Source organism: Fimbriimonadaceae bacterium, assembly GCA_019638775.1.
Classification (GTDB): Bacteria; Armatimonadota; Fimbriimonadia; order Fimbriimonadales; family Fimbriimonadaceae; genus JAHBTD01.
The window spans coordinates 1,143,571-1,161,333 of sequence record JAHBTD010000002.1; the positions used below are offsets into that span (position 1 = coordinate 1,143,571).

At 53.7% G+C, this 17,763-nt stretch carries 17 protein-coding genes and 1 CRISPR repeat array; of the genes, 12 read left to right on the forward strand and 5 right to left on the reverse strand.

Features of this window, described 5'->3' with window-relative positions:
• Positions 1–15: 15 nt before the first annotated feature.
• From KF784_11545 to KF784_11555, 3 genes are read right to left on the reverse strand one after another with little or no spacing between them, the layout of a single operon-like run.
• The gene (locus KF784_11545) at positions 16–564 is read right to left on the reverse strand and encodes a hypothetical protein (protein MBX3119691.1); all 549 of its coding nucleotides are present in this window, start codon (positions 562–564) and stop codon (positions 16–18) included.
• Positions 561–1,367, reverse strand: coding sequence for a replication-relaxation family protein (locus KF784_11550; GenBank protein MBX3119692.1), 807 nt, complete (start codon positions 1,365–1,367; stop codon positions 561–563). Before KF784_11550 ends, KF784_11545 begins: the two co-directional genes overlap by 4 nt.
• Positions 1,364–2,806 carry a type IV secretion system DNA-binding domain-containing protein gene (locus KF784_11555; protein MBX3119693.1) on the reverse strand — a complete coding sequence of 481 codons (1,443 nt, stop codon included), beginning with the start codon at positions 2,804–2,806 and terminating at the stop codon, positions 1,364–1,366. Before KF784_11555 ends, KF784_11550 begins: the two co-directional genes overlap by 4 nt.
• Positions 2,807–2,893: 87 nt before the next feature.
• Between KF784_11555 and KF784_11560 the strand changes: the two genes are divergently transcribed.
• Both KF784_11560 and KF784_11565 read left to right on the forward strand, forming a co-directional pair.
• Positions 2,894–4,033, forward strand: a complete 1,140-nt coding sequence (locus KF784_11560) for a helix-turn-helix domain-containing protein (protein MBX3119694.1) — start codon at positions 2,894–2,896, stop codon at positions 4,031–4,033.
• A gap of 209 nt (positions 4,034–4,242) precedes the next feature.
• Positions 4,243–4,512 carry a hypothetical protein gene (locus tag KF784_11565; GenBank protein ID MBX3119695.1) on the forward strand — a complete coding sequence of 90 codons (270 nt, stop codon included), beginning with the start codon at positions 4,243–4,245 and terminating at the stop codon, positions 4,510–4,512.
• A gap of 49 nt (positions 4,513–4,561) precedes the next feature.
• On the opposite strand, the gene KF784_11570 is transcribed toward KF784_11565, so the two are convergent.
• Positions 4,562–4,831, reverse strand: a complete 270-nt coding sequence (locus KF784_11570; GenBank protein MBX3119696.1) for a helix-turn-helix transcriptional regulator — start codon at positions 4,829–4,831, stop codon at positions 4,562–4,564.
• A 113-nt stretch (positions 4,832–4,944) separates the two neighbouring features.
• On the opposite strand from KF784_11570, the gene KF784_11575 reads away from it, so the two are divergent.
• Positions 4,945–6,627 carry a hypothetical protein gene (locus KF784_11575; GenBank protein MBX3119697.1) on the forward strand — a complete coding sequence of 561 codons (1,683 nt, stop codon included), beginning with the start codon at positions 4,945–4,947 and terminating at the stop codon, positions 6,625–6,627.
• 177 nt (positions 6,628–6,804) lie between these two features.
• On the opposite strand, the gene KF784_11580 is transcribed toward KF784_11575, so the two are convergent.
• On the reverse strand, positions 6,805–7,008 hold the full coding sequence (locus KF784_11580; protein ID MBX3119698.1) for a hypothetical protein: 204 nt from the start codon (positions 7,006–7,008) through the stop codon (positions 6,805–6,807).
• Positions 7,009–7,437: 429 nt separating this feature from the next.
• Here KF784_11580 and cas3 point away from each other — a divergent pair, with 429 nt between their 5' ends.
• The 9 genes from cas3 (at position 7,438) to cas2e (ending at position 16,326) form a co-directional block, all read left to right on the forward strand.
• On the forward strand, positions 7,438–10,044 hold the full coding sequence (gene cas3 / locus KF784_11585) for a CRISPR-associated helicase Cas3' (protein MBX3119699.1): 2,607 nt from the start codon (positions 7,438–7,440) through the stop codon (positions 10,042–10,044).
• Positions 10,013–11,524: a type I-E CRISPR-associated protein Cse1/CasA gene (casA, locus tag KF784_11590; protein ID MBX3119700.1), complete on the forward strand. Its 1,512-nt coding sequence runs from the start codon at positions 10,013–10,015 to the stop codon at positions 11,522–11,524. The genes cas3 and casA overlap by 32 nt, the downstream gene beginning before the upstream one ends.
• Before the next feature lie 31 nt (positions 11,525–11,555).
• Positions 11,556–12,131, forward strand: coding sequence for a type I-E CRISPR-associated protein Cse2/CasB (casB, locus tag KF784_11595; GenBank protein ID MBX3119701.1), 576 nt, complete (start codon positions 11,556–11,558; stop codon positions 12,129–12,131).
• The gene (gene cas7e, locus KF784_11600) at positions 12,128–13,195 is read left to right on the forward strand and encodes a type I-E CRISPR-associated protein Cas7/Cse4/CasC (GenBank protein ID MBX3119702.1); all 1,068 of its coding nucleotides are present in this window, start codon (positions 12,128–12,130) and stop codon (positions 13,193–13,195) included. Before casB ends, cas7e begins: the two co-directional genes overlap by 4 nt.
• Complete coding sequence (cas5e, locus tag KF784_11605; GenBank protein MBX3119703.1) at positions 13,192–13,890, forward strand: type I-E CRISPR-associated protein Cas5/CasD; 699 nt, start codon at positions 13,192–13,194, stop codon at positions 13,888–13,890. Before cas7e ends, cas5e begins: the two co-directional genes overlap by 4 nt.
• The gene (gene cas6e / locus KF784_11610; protein ID MBX3119704.1) at positions 13,887–14,531 is read left to right on the forward strand and encodes a type I-E CRISPR-associated protein Cas6/Cse3/CasE; all 645 of its coding nucleotides are present in this window, start codon (positions 13,887–13,889) and stop codon (positions 14,529–14,531) included. The genes cas5e and cas6e overlap by 4 nt, the downstream gene beginning before the upstream one ends.
• Positions 14,532–14,799: 268 nt before the next feature.
• Complete coding sequence (locus KF784_11615) at positions 14,800–15,042, forward strand: hypothetical protein (GenBank protein ID MBX3119705.1); 243 nt, start codon at positions 14,800–14,802, stop codon at positions 15,040–15,042.
• Positions 15,043–15,140: 98 nt separating this feature from the next.
• Positions 15,141–16,079, forward strand: coding sequence for a type I-E CRISPR-associated endonuclease Cas1 (gene cas1e, locus KF784_11620; GenBank protein MBX3119706.1), 939 nt, complete (start codon positions 15,141–15,143; stop codon positions 16,077–16,079).
• Positions 16,057–16,326, forward strand: a complete 270-nt coding sequence (gene cas2e / locus KF784_11625; GenBank protein ID MBX3119707.1) for a type I-E CRISPR-associated endoribonuclease Cas2 — start codon at positions 16,057–16,059, stop codon at positions 16,324–16,326. Before cas1e ends, cas2e begins: the two co-directional genes overlap by 23 nt.
• 44 nt (positions 16,327–16,370) lie before the next feature.
• Positions 16,371–17,741: direct repeats of the CRISPR family, unit length 29 nt; unit sequence AATCGCCCCACGCTCGTGGGGATGAACCG.
• Positions 17,742–17,763 lie beyond the last annotated feature (22 nt).

Genomic DNA, 17,763 nt, shown 5'->3' on the forward strand with positions numbered 1-17,763 from the left:
GCCTCCTATGAATCGTCAGGGCTCCTTGCGTTTGGATTTGCTCTTGTCCCTCTTTTGGGGCGCAAAGACCGCCTTGGCAACGAAGCTGAAACTACGAACGAAGAGCCGGGATAGCGCACCAACCAGCCGCCAGTAGGCTTGCAGGCAGACCGAGGGACGCTTACCCCGCTCAAAGAGAATCCAGCCCAGCACGAACGGCAGGGCGAGAATGATGAGAAAGTTGAAGATCGAGGCAACGGCCCGGGCAATGCCTATCCCCGAAACAAAGCCGAACACACCGTCTGCTACTTGGTACGCCAAGGCTGAGATCGACCCAAAGTTGGCGACGGTGAACTTAAGTCCAAGGAAGATCAGACCAAGGGCAAGAACCAAAGAGAGCGGGCGAAGCGAGAGATACCGTCCCGGCTTGCTTAAGTCCTTGCTGGCACACTCAACGCAGACCGTGGCGACAGAAGGACTACGATGGCCTTTTGAGCAAAGACGGCAGCCGAAACTCCGTGTGCAATTGCCGCAGAACTTAGCGCTTTTGGGCCAAAGCCGAAAGCAAAAAAGACAGAGGATCACGGACTGACCTCTTGGTCTGGCAAAAGCCCGGTGATAGACCTGGTTTGAGGGTCAAGCCAGACGCAGTCCAAGGGACTCTCGGTCTCGATAGCACCAAACGTGGTGAAAAGAAAGCGGGGATCGTCCTTGTGAACAAGTGAAGATAGGTGACGAAGCCGCAGACTACCGGTCGTGACGACCAGCACGGCAAACGAATCTTGAGCGTAAGCCTCCTGGAAAATCCCTCGGGCATACCTACGGTAGCTGGCAATCTTGGCCTTGAAGCACTTGCGCGACACATGCCCGAGGTCTATCTCAACAAAGAAGCAGTGCGTTTCGCCTAAGTGCTCGATTCGCAAGAAACTGTCCGGTTTGAAAGTGTGCCTCTGCCAGCCGTCACCCCGTTTAACAGAGTAAGCATGTCGGCAGTGCGGCTCGGGCAGCCACTCAACCGACAATCGGCCTGCAGATTCACTAACCGCGATGCGAAACTCAGTAATACGGCATGAATGCTCAAGCAGAAGCGGTGAACAGGGACGCTTGAGGTGAAGGCGGACATCATCCAGACCAAGCCCGGTGTATTCGGCGATGACCGCCGCCGCGTGAGGAGTTGCAGCGTAGAGGGCCTGCGATCCCTTGACCGGCAAAGCGTTAACCTTCTGGGTAAGTCCTGCGCCGCAAAGCCTTCGAAGGCGAGATCGGCAACGCACCAAAGAGCCGAAGTAGCCAAGCCGGACAATCTGGTCCGCCGTGATGACCGAGTGGCCGAAGAGATCACTCAGCAGTCGAACATCGCGCTCCGTCAGCCGAAAGCCGCGCTTCACGGTTTCTTCCCTCCGCGAACTGCCGGGGCGCGGTCATGGCGGACAATCTGTTCTGTTTTGGTCTGTGGTTTGGCAAGACGGCCGCGAATCTCGGTTTCCACATCTTCTGCTTGTCGCCCAAAACGAGTTAGGCCCGAATACTTGAGTTCCTCAACCTCTTTGGAAGTTGCCTCGGGATCGTCAATCTTGTCGGTCTGGACGCGGACTGGAGGTTGGCCGCGCCGAACGAAGATGGCCTGACCAACACCTTGGGAAAGAAGAAGCGTCTTGACTTCGTCTTTGGAGCCAAGGCCGACAATCTCCCCGGATAGTTCAGAGGCATCTAGCGATCCGGTTTGGAAGAAGACTTGCAAGCCGACGTTGTTTCGCAGAACTTGCCGGAGGCCGGTGGAGAGTTGGTAGAGGTTTTGATGAGAGAGCGTCAGCGACAAACCGAATCTGCGTCCCTCGGCGACGATGGATGAAAACGACTCCGATGCCATCGTTTCAAATTCATCGATGTACAGATGAGCGGGGTTACGTTTCTTTTCCGGGAGATCGACGCGCGCCATCGCAGAGTGCTGGATAGCGCTGACAAGTAGTCCGCCGACGAGGTGTGCCGCCCCGTGAAGCCGGTCTACCGCTAGAGAGACCAGCAGAATCTGTCCAGGTGTGTCCAGCAACTTAATAACGTCAATTCCCACGCCAGAGCCGAGCATTCGTCGAACCTTCGGCACGGCTAGAAAAGGCGTCACCTTGTTGATGACCGGCATCGACAGCGTCGTCTGCTTTTCGTAAGACAGATCATGGAAGAGTGAGAAGAAGGATTGGGCGTTCGGTTCGTTAAGACCAGCCAGAATCCGTTCACGGAAAGACGAATTCGTTAGCAGAGGCTCTGTCTCGCAGAGTGACATCTCGGATTCAGCCAGGGCGATTAAGGTGTTGCGCAGCGTCTCGTCCAACGCTACGCCCCAAGATTCGGCTTGTGAGCGAAGGACATCAAGGACATACAGAGCCCGGCTGTGCAGATCCCCTGAGCCGACTAAGGGGTTGAAGCCACAGACAAACTCGTCCTGCCGAAGGTCAACGAGGCATAGCCGGTCCGTGGCTGACTCGGAATCGGCAGCAAGTAAGGCCAGAATCCGGTCGATTAGATCGCCGCGCAGATCGATGACGACGAACGTGCGGTTTTCCACAATGTCGGCTTGGATCAGTTTCAGAAGAAGGTTCGTTTTGCCTGCACCCGTTGAGCCGAGAACGTAGGTGTGTCTCTTGCGCTCGCCTTCGGTAATGGCGAAGGGTTGACCTGATCGCTCACTGTCGCCGAACATCGTTCCGACGATAACGCCTTTCGGAAGCTGCCCATCTCTCGTTCGCCTCCGACCAGTTCTGGCAACAACAACACCGTTGCAAACGGAGCGGGCCAGGCTTTCAATCAGTTCTGTGAGCGCGTAGTACATCTCAGTTAGATATCTTCGCGCCCCTGAATTGCTGTTTTTGGGAGAAAGCCGTATTCTTTAGAAAAGTCTAAAGGGGAAGGCGAAAACTTGGTGCAACAGCGCTCGTTTGGGGAGGAACTGCGCCTGCTGGCCCGGCGCAGATATGCCTCGCTGGCGGCCTTCTCGGCAGTGGCTGGTCTGAGCCCGGGGCGCATCTCTCAAATCGTCAAGGGTACGTACCCCAATCTGAGCTACCAGACCCTCGAAACCTTGCTCAGAGCCTTTCCAGATATCGCTGAGAAGGAAGCCCTCTATCAGGCCTGGATTCGCGATTATGCCCCTTCGCCAATCGAAACGGAGTTACCTACCGCCGGGGCAACTGATGATGAAATCTGGGGGTTTCTGGAGTGCCGCAATAGCCTCTACGAGCTGGGCAAAATTGGCAATGTTCGGGATGCGACGGGCAGCCTCTGGCACGAGTTGGCGCATCAGCCATCAAGACAGGAGCTTGCCTACCACTGTGGCAAGATTCATGTCGAGACTAGCTCGCATACGGAGAGACACAGGCAAGCCATCCACGTCTCTCGCGAACTGCAAAACCTGGCAACGAGCGCCTACGAGCCAGCCTGGGTAGCATCAGCGCTCTGGCAAGAAGCCATCTCTACCTATCCGGTTGATCCAGACTCCCCGCGCTACAGCCGATCCGCCATGTCTCGCCTTGGGCGCTACTTAAGCGATTGGCAGCCCCGAACCGATCGCGAGCGAAGTTTGCACAGGACCTTGTTCCAAACGTATCTTCGAGACCGACTGATCGCCCTAGAGGAGCTTTACCGGCATGGCGTCAGGAACAGGAGCCTTCTTGAGTATCAGCTCGCTGCCTTGCAAAGCGTGCTCCCAGAGATAGAAATTGGAGTGGATTTCAAAGGCACTAAAGAGGTCGAAGCACGGGCACTTATCGCACTGGGCAGACTTGACGAAGCAAGCGATGCACTGGAAGCCGCTGCCCAGCCAGGCGACACCTATAACTCTCTTAAAGTAGCGGTCACAACAGCCAGGTTGCACGTTGCCGACAAGGACGCAGATGGCGCGTTTCAAATCTTAGCGCAATGGGTGCCAATTGCGGAGACACAGTCGCTGTACCACTATCGAAGTCAGCTTGTTTCTATCGAACAGAGCCTGCTCCAAGCGTATCAACGTCTGCCCCTTGCCGAGAGAGTTGAAAGGAATGCAAGTGACATTGAAAGTTAGGTTTAGGTTTTGGGGCTCCTGAAGCTAAAAGGCCCTCCTGAGATAGAGCGGGCATGATCGATGGGCGAATCTACCTTCGCACCTCTCTGGACCAGCTCAAACGCCTGCATATTTGACCTAGCTGGCTACCTGAGCGATGCTGTCACTGCGTCTGCCGCCGCCGTTCTTGGCCGCAAGAGCACACGCGTTCTTGCGGCGAGGTGAGGGCGATGGCAGACAGATTTGAACTTGGCAATACATATATCACACCCAACGCGGAGTGCCAATTGGAGTGGATTGAGGTTCTCAGAGCGTTGAACCGGCACGCTTTGTGTGACTGGGGCGAGGTCGACGACGATGACCGCAAAGCTAACGACAGGGCATTGCAGCATGGCAGCAGGCTCCTCTCGGTCTACAGAGATGGGTGCGGCACGAAGTTTTGGATTATCACTGAGGCAGATAGATCAGCGACGACCGTTCTACTGCCCGAAGACTACTAAGAGCAGGCGAAACGCGTCTGCTCAACTTTCGTGCTGGTACAGACCGCGCCTAACGCGGCGAGGGCTGTTCCGTTGTCTTTTCAACCGTCGCGCCCCGGCTCTCCAACTCGGTAAAGATTGCGCTGATTTCCACCCCTAACCCCCGGGCCAGTTTCGCGACCACGTTGATCGTTGGCGTTCTGGTGCCACGCTCGATATGGGTCATGTAGGTGCGGTGAACCCCGCAGCGATAGGCAAACCCCTCTTGGCTGAACCCTCGCTCGGTCCGCCATTCCCGCACTAATCGACCGAACTCTTCTGGCAGCGACAACTCCGGCATTTCAAATACATTGGAATCCGCACCATATTTCTGTCTACTTCGTATATACTGGTGACTATAGTCACAGTTCGTTTAGCGCTGGCTGTGGCCAATTCACACTCGGAGGCATATCGATGAAGAGATTGTTGTCTTTCCGCCCATTTTTGGCGGTTATTGCTATTGTTCTCGTCGGCTGTGGTGGAGGCGGTGGGTCGGGCTCAAGCTCCGGCGGTGGTACCGGTCAGGTTCACGCCAACGTACGGGTCATCCCTTCAGATGGTTCCGTTACAGTCAACCGTCCTGATGCCAGTACCCTCGTTTTGACCGGTTCTGTTCCCCCAATTGTCGACGGCGACGTCTTGGTTTCCAGTACAGGTGAGGGGTTTCTTCGAAAAGCAAAGAAAGTCACCCGTTCACGCGAAGGCGAACTGACGATTACGACCGAGCCGGGCACCCTGGAGGACGTCTTCAGTAATGCCGAGATCGCTGTTGTGCGCACACTTGGCGCTGACGATGTGATCGAGCAGGGCCAAGTCGCCAGCGGCGTCACGGTCGAACCGAGCAGCCGGGTCGGTGGAGCCATTCGCATTGGTGTTCCCGAGCGTGTCATTGCCCAAGCAGGTGGTGTCGCTGTTAAGCTCGATGGCGGGATCGACCTATCGTTTGATCTGGACTTTCAACTTCGGGTCAGCGGTCTCCACATTCAGCACTGCCGAGCTGTGCTGACCAGTTCTGGGCAAGCTCAACTCCGTGTTCGCGGTGGCTTTAACGGCATCAACGTTAAGCACAAGCTAACGCATCTTTCCTTCAAGCCGATCACGATCTATGTCGGCACTGTGCTTGGCGTACCAGTGCCATTGGTTATCAAGACCGACGCTGACATCTTTGTGACCGTTCGAGGCGATATGGCCGCTGAGTTTACGGCCACAGCTACTGCCTCAGCAATGGTCCAAGGTGGAGCCGAGTTTAACGGCTCTGATTGGTCGCTCGTCAAGTCCTTTAACAAAGGCTTTGACCTTGCGATCGAGAAGAACTTCTCAACGGGATCAGTAGTCACCTTCTGTCCGATTTTGACTGAAGCGACCGTCAAACTCTATGACGTCGTCGGCCCGAACTTTTCGCTGGAGCCGAACTTTGTCTGTCGCTATGATCGGCAGAGCAATCCCAACGGCCTGAAGGTCAATGTCCAAGGAGCCTTCACCGCCTCAGCCGGGATTCGGGCCGAAGCGATGGGCAGAACCTGGGTAGACCGGCAGTTCCCTAACCTCCTAAACGCCAGTTTCAATGTCTTTGACCGGTTCTTCCCTGACGCCACTGGTGGTGGAGGAGGGGGAGGAGGCGGTGGCGGCGGCGGCGGTGGACCCTCTGAGGTCGTTATCGACAACTCCGATGCTGTTAGTAACATCAATTCCGTTGGATTCTTTAAGTGGGGCACCCCGAGCTACTGGCACACAGCAACTGGTCTGGGCATCAACGGCTCAATGCTCTGGACACAGAACAATCAGCAAGGGGTCCAGGCTCTGGATAATGTCGGTCAGTGGCGACCCAACCTCACGGCAGGCAGATACGAAATCTTTGCGTTCATCCCCCGCAACAACGCAACGACCAAGGATGCAAACTACGAAATCTGGATCGCGGGCAATAACTACACCACTGTTCACGTCAACCAGTTTGTCGTCTACGATGCCTGGGTGAGTCTCGGCACCTACGATCTTCCGGCTGGATCGAACAGCTTCGTCAGGTTGCTTGACGTCACCAACGAGCCCTGGATTTCCACTAAGATCGGCTTCGACGCGATGAAGTGGGTTCGTCGTTAGACCTGTCTCCCCAACACACTGCCCCGTCGTTAGCGGCGGGGCTCTTTTTGTTCTAAGAGATATGCGACCAACAAAAATGGGCGGTGCTCCAGATTGGATCTACCGCCCGTGCTCATTGATGTTCTACCAGTTCTCATTCTGGCAGGATCGTTCGTTCCTGACAATAGTCGAGTACCGCTAGCTGTGCGGATGAACGACCGTGCCGCAGTATTGACACCGCCACGGCGAATTTGCCGCATTGATGCTGGCGAATATCCAAACGATGATCCAAGCCCCGAACGAGAATAAGGTGACGATGGCATGGACAAGATGGTTGGCTTGGGCCTTGTTGGCTGAAACCACCTTGTCGCAGACCGGGCATTTGGCTGATGATGTTTTCATGCTTACTCCAAAGAAGTCCTCACCAATACGCTGTGAGTGACTATAGTATGCCATATTATATAGTTCAGCCAGTAATCTGAAGGCATACTTTTCGGCAGGACCGGTTAGCAGCCAAGGCGGCTTTGAGCTTGGTTAGGGAAACTCTTAGAGATCGCTACTGTAGCATGGCTTCGCTTCGAAGTCAGCGGACGCCAGACTTTCACCGGCATCATAGAACGAGTGGAAAGGGATTTCTCCATTGGTACCCAAAACAGGATGTTGAGACGTTCTGCATTGAACTATGGGGCTGGTCTAGAAGAGACCGGTGAACAGCATAGTATGCTGACTAAGACACGGCACTTTTGTTAACGATTTGTGGAAAACGTACTTGACGCAGGACAACCGTTTCCTGTACTCTTGTCTACTATATTAAGATTGAGGGACGGTACGTTGGGCTTGTCATTAGGCAAAGAATATTTCAGGCTATGGGCGAAAACAGACCCTAATGGGTTGTGGCATTCGTTACCCTACCATTTGCTCGATGTCGCCGCTACAGCCGAAGTTTTATGGGAGAGGTTGCCAGAACGTTCGAGAACTGTCGCTGTCAGACAGTTTCCTTCACTGCGGATGGCCCGAATTACTTGTATCTTCTTAGCAGCATGTCATGACATTGGTAAGGCCAATCGCTACTTTCAGGGCCAAGTAGACCAATTCAGGGAGGCATTGAAGGACCTTAGTGTTTCCTCTGAACGCGTACGACAGAAGCATGGACAGGCTACTAACGCTTACATGCTTGAGTTCTTAAAGGGTTGGGGATGGTCACCCATAGCCGCGAGGAGTGTCGCCGTTTGTGTAGGCGGGCACCATGGCTACTTTGTGGTCGATCACGGGCGAACAGCGCTGGGCATTCACAAGCCGCCTTGGACCGAATTATCTTTTGAGCTTTTAGAGGATTTAGCGCGAGTTTTGGATTTTGAGGAAGGAACCCCAGAACCCAAGAATCACGTCGAATTCGTTGGATGGTTGGCAGGTTTCGTCAGTGTGGCAGACTGGCTTGGCTCTCATGAGAAGATGGTAGGATTCAAAACTACTGAAAGTGATCTTGGCGATTATCTGTATAACGCGAGAAAGCGGGCTGTAGAGCTTCTGGACGATCTCAGATTTTATCCATCAGAATCTACTTCACGTCGGAATACTGATCAGATTCTGTCGGGATATATGCCTAATGCGATGCAGTCTCTCTCGGAACGGATATCACAAGAAGGGTTTGGGGTTGCAATAATTGAGTCCCCTACGGGTGAAGGAAAAACAGAGGCGGCCTTTATCCTCTCCGAGCCTGATAGGTCGAATGGAGAGGGATTATATTTTGCATTGCCAACGATGGCGACCGCAAATGGATTGTTCGATAGAGTCAAGGGTTTTCTTTCCTCCCCTTCGGACCAAACGACCAGACGCCTTCACTCACAAGCCTGGCTATACGCTGAAGACGTAACTACGCACGGAAATTCCAATGACCAAGAGCAGCGGCTGATCGCGGAAGATTGGTTTTCTGGCAGTAAACGTGGATTACTTGCGCAGTATGGAGTCGGAACGATCGACCAGGCGCTTATCGCATCGCTGAGAGCAAAGCACTTTTTTGTCAGGCTCTTTGCACTTGCAGGAAAAATGGTCGTAATCGACGAAGTACACGCCTACGACGTATATATGAGCGGCCTCCTTACGCGACTAATGGAATGGCTCCGAGTGTTCTCATGTCGAGTCGTCTTGCTATCGGCGACGTTGCCAAGTTCAAAACGTAGTGAGTTGCTAAGGGCCTGGGGCGTTGAATCTTGGCAGCAGGCCGCCTACCCTTGTATCACCTGGACAACTCCTGATGGGCTTGCCAAAAGCGAAACCTTTAGCTGTAATCCAAGAAAGCCCCTGTCGATTCGCTATTTCGAAGGGATCGGTCATAGCAGCGTTCAGGCTGGGGTTCACAGAATTTTAGATCGTGTATTGACGTCAGGAGGAACTGGCGCATTATTATTTAACACAGTCAACGACGCACAAAGCGCATACGAAATCTTGAAGTCCTACGACGAGGCGGAGGGCATCAATCTTTTTCTATTTCATGCCCGGTATACAGTCGACGACAGGGACGCGATCGAACGAAAGGTGCTGAATAATTTTGGCAAGAATGGGCTGAGAATCCGTCCTGCGATAGTCGTGGCAACTCAAGTCGTTGAGCAGAGCCTTGACCTTGATTTTGATCACATGATTAGCGAGTTGGCACCGATAGACTTATTGATTCAAAGGGCAGGCAGATTGCACAGACACAAACGAGATCGATACGGGAAATTGCTTTGCGACGGTGCTCCAGACCAGCGTGATGCGCCTGTCTTGGAGGTTCTTAAGCCCATGACCCGAGAAGATGGATTGCCGGACTTTCGCAACAAAGTATACGATTGGTCGATACTCCAGCGTACTGACATTCTCCTTAGCAAAGAAGTGTTGATCGACGAGCCTAAGAAAGTTGCAAGTTTCATTGAGATCGTTTACGACGAAGAGCCGCTTTGTGATGAGCGGCCAGGGATCCAGGAAAGACTCCGTGCACTTGAGGCTGAACACAAGATGAAAGAAGAGGATCTTCGCGAGATCGTTTGCGCGGTGGGAATCCCATCGCCGTTTTCCGAAGACTCAATCTCGCTAACCGCAAATGATCACCCTGATCCTGACGAAGCCGGGTCGAAGTACCAGCAGTTTGTCGCTAAGACAAGAATAGAGAGCCTTCCCACGGTCTCCATTGTAATTTCTTACAAAGACAGGCCTGCGCCGGAGGGGATTCTCTCGCAGGAAGATAAGCGAGCTCTTGTCCTCAAGACCGTAAAAGCGAGCCTTCCTCAATACCAACTCAACGAGTTACTCAAGATACCGATTGGTAAGGGCTGGGACAAGACTAAGGCTCTTCGTGACTCAAGACTGGCTGTCTTGGACGAAAATGGCTGTTTCGAGACCGAGAGCCACCGCTATACTTACGATTCCGAAATTGGGCTTCGTTGGAGCAAAAAGAATGGGTAGTAGTTTTCATCTTGATAGTGAACCTTGGATACTTGTTGAAGATCTGGCAGGGCAGAGGAAGGAGCTTTCTCTTACTGAGGTTTTTGAACAAGCCGGTTCAATCAGGCGCCTTATAGGCAATCCACTTGAAGTCGCTGTATTAATTAGGCTATTGCTCGCGATTGCCCATCGCGTTTCCCACCCTGCCAGCAGAACCGAGTGGGGACAACGCTGGAAGAATCGCAAGGTTGAGATCGCTCGGATGGCGGATTACGTGCGTCAAAATACCGGATACTTCGACTTATACAACGAGACGAACCCATTCGGCCAGCACCCTCAACTCCACTATGGCGAAAAACCACCCTCGGTACTTCAGTACGACAGAGCGACCGGCAACAATGCCGTGTTTTTAGATGCGGACATCGAAGTCCAAATGACACCGGTCCCGTCAGCAGAGATTGCACGCGCCATGCTGACGAATTTTGCCTTTGGGGGCTCGCACCCCGATAAGCGCAGCCCACTTGCAAGGCAAGGCTCTATGACTATGTACTCCGGTCCTCTTTGCGCAAGAACGATCTCTTTCTTGGAGGGAGACGACCTCGAGAAGACAATCGTCATGAACCTGATTTCTAGATGGAAGAGTGGAGCGCCGTCTTGGGAAATCAAGCCGCCTAATCATCCTGGCAGATCAAAGCCATCAGGCTGGGCGGATATGTACACACGCCGAACACGATTCGTTCGATTGCACCCAATCGATGGAGGCAGTCAGTGTTCTTCAGTCGCCCTCCATATGGGCGAGCAGATTGAGGAGAATACCGACGGCTTATTTGCCGATCCTATGATTCCGCGATATGTCGCGAGCGACGGAAAACTCAAGGACTTCCGCTTGCAGCCTGGAAAGGCGCTCTGGCGTTCGCTGAACGTGCTGCTTTGTTGTACACCCGGCGAAGGAGTTAAGACGGGGACCCACAAGGCTTCAGAGTGTGTACGACAATTAAAGGGGAATTATTATCCTTGCATAAGCGAAGAAGAACCTGTTCGCTTGCGGGTGATCGGAGTATGCGGCAATGCGCAAGGCCCAAAGACCGAGTTTTGGCGAGACGAAACACTTCCGTTTAGATTATCGCTGCTTGGTGACGACGAGCTCTTCTCAGATATAGATCGAAATGTAGCCAAGGCGGAGTCGGAAGCAAAAAAACTTGAACGAAGATTGTACGCCTTTGCGAGGAGATACTTACAAGCCGGTCAACCTAATCCCGATAGCAAGGATGTTGCCAAGTTGGCAGAAGAGCTTGGACAAGAATTACATGATTACTGGTCTGTGGTCGGAGCAGATGGTGAAACGCTCGCAAGTCGACCAAAGCGTATGCCGGAAGACGAGTGGAAAGATCTGACGGAACGAGCGTCAAAGGATGCATATCGTATGGCGATTGATCGACTTCCTCCGTCTGCCGCTCGCTTCCGGGCCGAATATCAGCGAACAAGGAGTAAAGAAGAATAGCCGAAATGCCTTGACAGTAGAGGGAGAGCTTATGGAAAACAGAAGGGCGAACGCGCTTATCAGAGAACTAGAAAAGTACAGAGGGAAGAAGCCTAAAGATGCAAATAGAGCAGCTTTAGCCGAGTTGCGTTCAGGCCGGGGCAAGGTGCCTGGAGAAGCTCCACGAATGTTTCCCTACATCGTGAAGATTCTCGACAACGGTCAAACCGAGGGTCCATTCGTTACAGCTGCGTTCTTGACGGCGTCGAATTTTGCTTTTCACCATGAGCCTGGCGGTTCGGGCAACCTTGGCGAATCGCTTAGGAAATCGATCGACGGCAAGAAACATAACGAAGCGGGGGTTGAAGCTCGACTCGTTGCCGCTCTCGACGCAAATCTCGAGATACTGCCGCGGCATCTCGATGGGTTGGTGTCCCTTTGTGAGAGCGCGAACGTTCCCATTGATTGGAGAAAATTCTTAGAAGATGTCGAAAAACTGCTCTCCCCTTACGAGCATGTTCGAAATCGCGTGCGCATGCAATGGGCAAAGGGCTTCTGGGGAGCGAGCCAAGTCGAAGAGAACGATTCAAACGAAGAACAAAATCAGGAGGAGCAAGAATCACAGTGAAAGCAAAATTCATCGAATTACATCTACTTCAGAGCTTTCCGCCTTCGTGCGTCAATAGAGATGGAAACAATTCTCCAAAAGACTGCATGTTCGGGGGAGAGCGCCGCGCTCGAATCTCAAGTCAGTGCCTAAAACGCGCAATCCGTCAAGCCGACGTCTTTACGGAAGTTGTCGGTGAAGCGATCGCCGCTAGGTCGAAGCGCATCAGGGATGAAAAACTTATCCCGTATCTTGAAGGGAAGGGGCTGTCTCCCGAGCAGGCTGTCGAAATTGCCGACAAGTTCAGAGGCGAGCTTGCTAAACCCGATACCAAGAAACCCGAGTTGACATCCGTTGGGCTCTACTTTGGCGATAAAGAGCTCTTTGCGTTGTTAGATGCGTATCGAGCTGACGATAAGAAGTGGAAGTCGGTGGTCAAACCTAGCTCGGCTGATGTTGCATTGTTTGGCAGGATGCTCGCAGAAGCAACCGACCTAAACGTTGATGCGGCGTCGCAGGTCGCTCATGCGATCAGCACCCATGCCTTATCCCAAGAGACAGACTTTTGGACTGCGGCGGACGATCTCAAAGACCTCAGCGACGAAGACTCCGACGCAGGCGCAGACATGCTTGGCATGGCCGAGTTTAACGCTTCCATCTTTTATCGTTACGCATGCGTCTCGTTGCCGATTCTCGAAAAAAATCTGCAAGACGAAGCCGTGTGTAGAAGAACCGTCGAAGCGTTTCTGCGGGCTTCGTGGGACGCTACACCAACGGGAAAACTCAATGGGCATGCCCACTTCACGCAACCCTTTGCCGCCCTCGCCGTTGTTCGTCGCAAAGGAATGCCGCTCAATCTTTGTAATGCGTTCGTCAAGCCCATCCGATCCCAGCGGGGAGAAGGCCTGGACGATCTTTCGGTGAAGGCCTTACTCGTACACCTATCAAGATCGCGGACGATGAGCCTGGTCGATGACGCAGACTATTACTTCGCTAACTCGCTGGATTCGGAGTTTAATAGTACTGGCGTGCTTACCAAGAGCGGGTATGCAGATGTCGTTGCCGGAGTGCTGGAGGGGCTTTGAAAAGCGACTGTTGCCTGCTATTGCGCCTGGAAGGGCCTTTGCAGAGCTGGGGTTACCGCTCGCGGTTTTCTGATCGGGATACGGGTATGGAGCCAACCAAGAGCGGTGTGATCGGACTAATGTGTTGCGCCCTCGGTCGGGACAGGCATGAAGGCATCAGGGATCTGGTCGGCCTTCGAATGACGGTTCTCGTCGAACAAGAAGGAAAGCTGCTCAACGACTTCCACACGGCAGGCGCAGGGGTATTCCGAGGGCAAAAGGGGTATGCAGCTCCGAAGAGCGACGGAAGCAAGGGCAAGGACGCAGTCATTATGAATAAGCGTTACCTGCAAGACGCTTCTTTCCTCGTTGCGCTCGAAGGCCCAAGGGAGTTGCTTGAGCGGATTGCGGCGGCTTTAGACGACCCCATCTGGCCGCTAAGCCTTGGGCGCAAATCCTGTCCGCCAGCGACCAGGGTTCTTGTCGGAATCTTCGAAGGCGATGTGCTGGATATGCTCAGCACCGCCTTAGATGAGACCAATGTGAACGGTCACCAACGCTTTGGACGCACACATAGATGCATTCGGGAATTAGAGCCGGGTGACTTCGCCGGCGAACCAATCCAAGACGTGCCGATCGAGTGGCCGGACAGACAAACGAGAAAATACGGCATTCGCTACATCGAAACGACCCTCTTAGATTTGGAGGCACAATGATTCTGTCCCGAATCCAACTCAATCCGTTTCACGCTAGAACGTACGCTTTGGTCGGTGATGCTTACGAGCTTCATCGGCGGTTATGTGGCTGCTTTTCGAGTTCACGCCAAGAAGCGTCCGTCCTGTTTAGGATTGAGCCCGGCCCTGTCCTTCTCGTTCAGAGTGAGTTTGAACCTGATTGGAGCAAATTCGGCGAACCCAGCGAAGTTTTCAAATCGAAGCCCGAGTGCAAACTGTTCAGTCCGGAATTTGCGCAAGGTCAACGCCTTATTTTTCGCTTGAGGTGCCGTCCGTGCAAAAAGCATGCGGAGGAAGGAAGTAAACACAGCAAGCTTCGGTTCTTACGTACCGAAACGGAAAGGCTGGAATGGCTCAAACGGCAAGGCAAGAAGTATGGATTCGTCGTTGAATCGGTCGAAGCGACATACGAACGATGGATAGACACGAAGCAGGCTTACCAACGCGAAACCGAAGATGCGAGTAGGATAGACAGGAAGGCTTCAGATCTGCCAGCGATTAGATTCGACGGCATTATTACTGTGACCGATCCTGCCCATTTCCTTAGTGCTCTGAAGTCCGGTATCGGTCCGCAAAAAGCATATGGCTTCGGACTCTTAAGTGTAGCGAGGGATCAAGCGTAAGCGAGTCGGCATAGCAACCTGAACGCTTCGCGGGAGCTACTGCCTTATCCCATGCAGACAGCGACTTCTTCTTGGCTGCCTGTAGTATTTTTCCAAAACCAGAAATGAAATGTTCTCAGCTTGAAACGACTTGTCGTATAATATAGAAGAAGTGCCGACTTCAAAAAATGAAGCCGGCGTGAGCGAGAACCGAAGTCCTCAAACTCCGATCAAAAACAGTTTGACATAATGTTGCTCGCACACGCCGTGGCGCCTCAAGGAGATCCTTATGGATACATTTATTATCGCCGCATGGCATAAAGCGACGCCCATACCTAACCAAGACAGCGATCGTGTGCGACTTGACCCTTGTGGAACGCCCATAGCTTTTGACGACTACGGCAAAGGCTATGGTTATGGCTGGGATGTAGGCCCGCTGTCTCCAAGAAGTATTAATGATTTTGCAACTGTTCGACCAATTCATTGGCGGAATTTGCAAAAGCTGCGACAGGCCGCACATTCGTGGGGATGAACCGTCGTTACAAGCGGAGAAAACAACCGCCCCACGATAGTGGGGAATTCTATATAATTCTGATGGGTTAATTAAGAGTTGGATGTGCTGGGGAAAATATGCCTGCAGACCTTCATCTGTTGCCAAAGCTTAGGGATAGGCTGAGTTACGTCTATATTGAGCATGCCGTTGTCGAGAGGGAGGAATCGGCAATCGCGGTTTACGATGACGATGGCTTTACTCAAATTCCAATCGCTTCGATTGCTCTCTTAATGTTAGGTCCAGGTACCAAGATCAGCCATGCTGCTATCGACATCCTGGCACGGAACAATTGCTTGGCAGCCTGGGTAGGGGAGGGCGCTGTCAGAATGTACGCCTTTGGAACGGGTGGCACCCATTCCGCCGTCCGGTTAATGCGTCAGGCGGAGCTGGTGAGCGATCCACCGGCGCGGCTTAGGGTTGTTCGCAAGCTCTACGGCATGCGCTTCCCAGAAGCTCTTTCTGACGATTTGTCGATCGAGCAGCTTCGAGGAAAGGAGGGTTTGCGCGTTCGGAGCGCATACAAGGAGGCAGCTGAGAAGTATGGAGTGGAGTGGTCTGGGAGAAACTACGACCGCAACGCCTGGCAAGGTTCTGATCCGGTCAACCGCGCCTTGTCGGCTGCCAACGCCTGCCTATACGGAGTCTGCCACACTGCTATCCTTTCTATGGGCTTCAGTCCTGCGTTGGGCTTTATCCACACGGGCAAGCAGCTGTCCTTTGTGTACGATGTCGCGGACCTATATAAGCTTGACATCGCTGTTCCAGCCGCCTTTTCCGCCGCTAAGGAAGGTGCTGACCAGATAGACAGGCGCGTACGTTTAGCGATGCGGGATCGGTTTAGGGAAAGCCGTTTCCTCAGTCAGGTTTCTCTCGACCTGATGAGCCTGTTTGCAGATGATCTTCCTGATGAGGAACTGGAAGTTTACGACGACGACCCTGCGTTGCCTGCAGATCTTTGGGGACCTGAGGATGATTGTAATAGTAGTTCGAACAGTGAAACCTCGACTGAGGGGTGAACTCAGTAGATGGATGGTTGAGTTTCAAGCTGGAGTCTTCGTCGGCAATATGCCCGGACGAGTGCGGGATCGACTTTGGGAGAAGATACTTGAGGAAGAAGGGAGCGCGATCATGGTCCATTCAGCACGAACTGAGCAGGGTTACGCCGTTCGTTGCCATGGCGAGCCAGACCGGCGTCCAGTAGATTTTGAAGGTTTAGTCCTGATGCGGTATGTTGGAAAGCAGAAAACTACCGTCGCACCTTGACAATCAAATAGTGCGATTTGTATAAGTTAGCGGCATTTTATAGTAATCGCCCCACGCTCGTGGGGATGAACCGAAGTGGGGCAAGTCATTCAAGTCCGATAGAACAATCGCCCCACGCTCGTGGGGATGAACCGGCGGCTGATCCGGTGCTGAAGTCCCACCCAAGAATCGCCCCACGCTCGTGGGGATGAACCGAACCCCTTTTACGGTTGTCTTCATTGTGTCGTAATCGCCCCACGCTCGTGGGGATGAACCGGGGATTGTCAATCCTCAGCGTGGACCGTTCGAAATCGCCCCACGCTCGTGGGGATGAACCGGTTGCGATGGCGGGGAATGCTATCCGGTACAGAATCGCCCCACGCTCGTGGGGATGAACCGAAACCCAGGCGGGCAACTGTGAGTTGGTCCTGAATCGCCCCACGCTCGTGGGGATGAACCGGACGATGAGCGAAAGGTCTGAGAGATGGTTGAAATCGCCCCACGCTCGTGGGGATGAACCGTGCCCCGGCGTTTTGGTGGGAGGGTAGCGATGAATCGCCCCACGCTCGTGGGGATGAACCGGTCTCGCTTAAGCTGTTCGATGTTTTGAAGTCAATCGCCCCACGCTCGTGGGGATGAACCGATCCTCACCATCACCGGACAAGACGCCCTCTAAATCGCCCCACGCTCGTGGGGATGAACCGTATAGCACGGGCTCCGTGATTCCGCACGCAGCAATCGCCCCACGCTCGTGGGGATGAACCGGACCGGGCGACGGGTTGGGTCGCATTGGAGGAAATCGCCCCACGCTCGTGGGGATGAACCGAGCGAGCACGATTCGCGGGTGGCAAAGTTCGCAATCGCCCCACGCTCGTGGGGATGAACCGAACGGTTGGGTTCTACGTAATCCCGATGGCAGAATCGCCCCACGCTCGTGGGGATGAACCGCACCAGTCAGCCGGATCCTCGGTATTGCGCTGAATCGCCCCACGCTCGTGGGGATGAACCGACGAACGCTCTGGCAGTGGCTGGGGTTCACCAAATCGCCCCACGCTCGTGGGGATGAACCGTGCAGAGCCCTATCAAAAACCTGGCAAGGATGAATCGCCCCACGCTCGTGGGGATGAACCGGACTCAGAGAACGGGGACCGTCTAAGGCTCCAAATCGCCCCACGCTCGTGGGGATGAACCGATGGATATGACTACATATTTCACATGTCTAATAATCGCCCCACGCTCGTGGGGATGAACCGGCGTGAGCGAGCATAACAAAGCCCTGGCGCAAAATCGCCCCACGCTCGTGGGGATGAACCGTGCAAGGCGCGATCGCTCGAGCCGCGGCCCGAAATCGCCCCACGCTCGTGGGGATGAACCGCGCAAAGCAAACGCATTCGAAGGTTTGCCCTTAATCGCCCCACGCTCGTGGGGATGAACCGAAGGTGGAGATGGTCTTCCCGC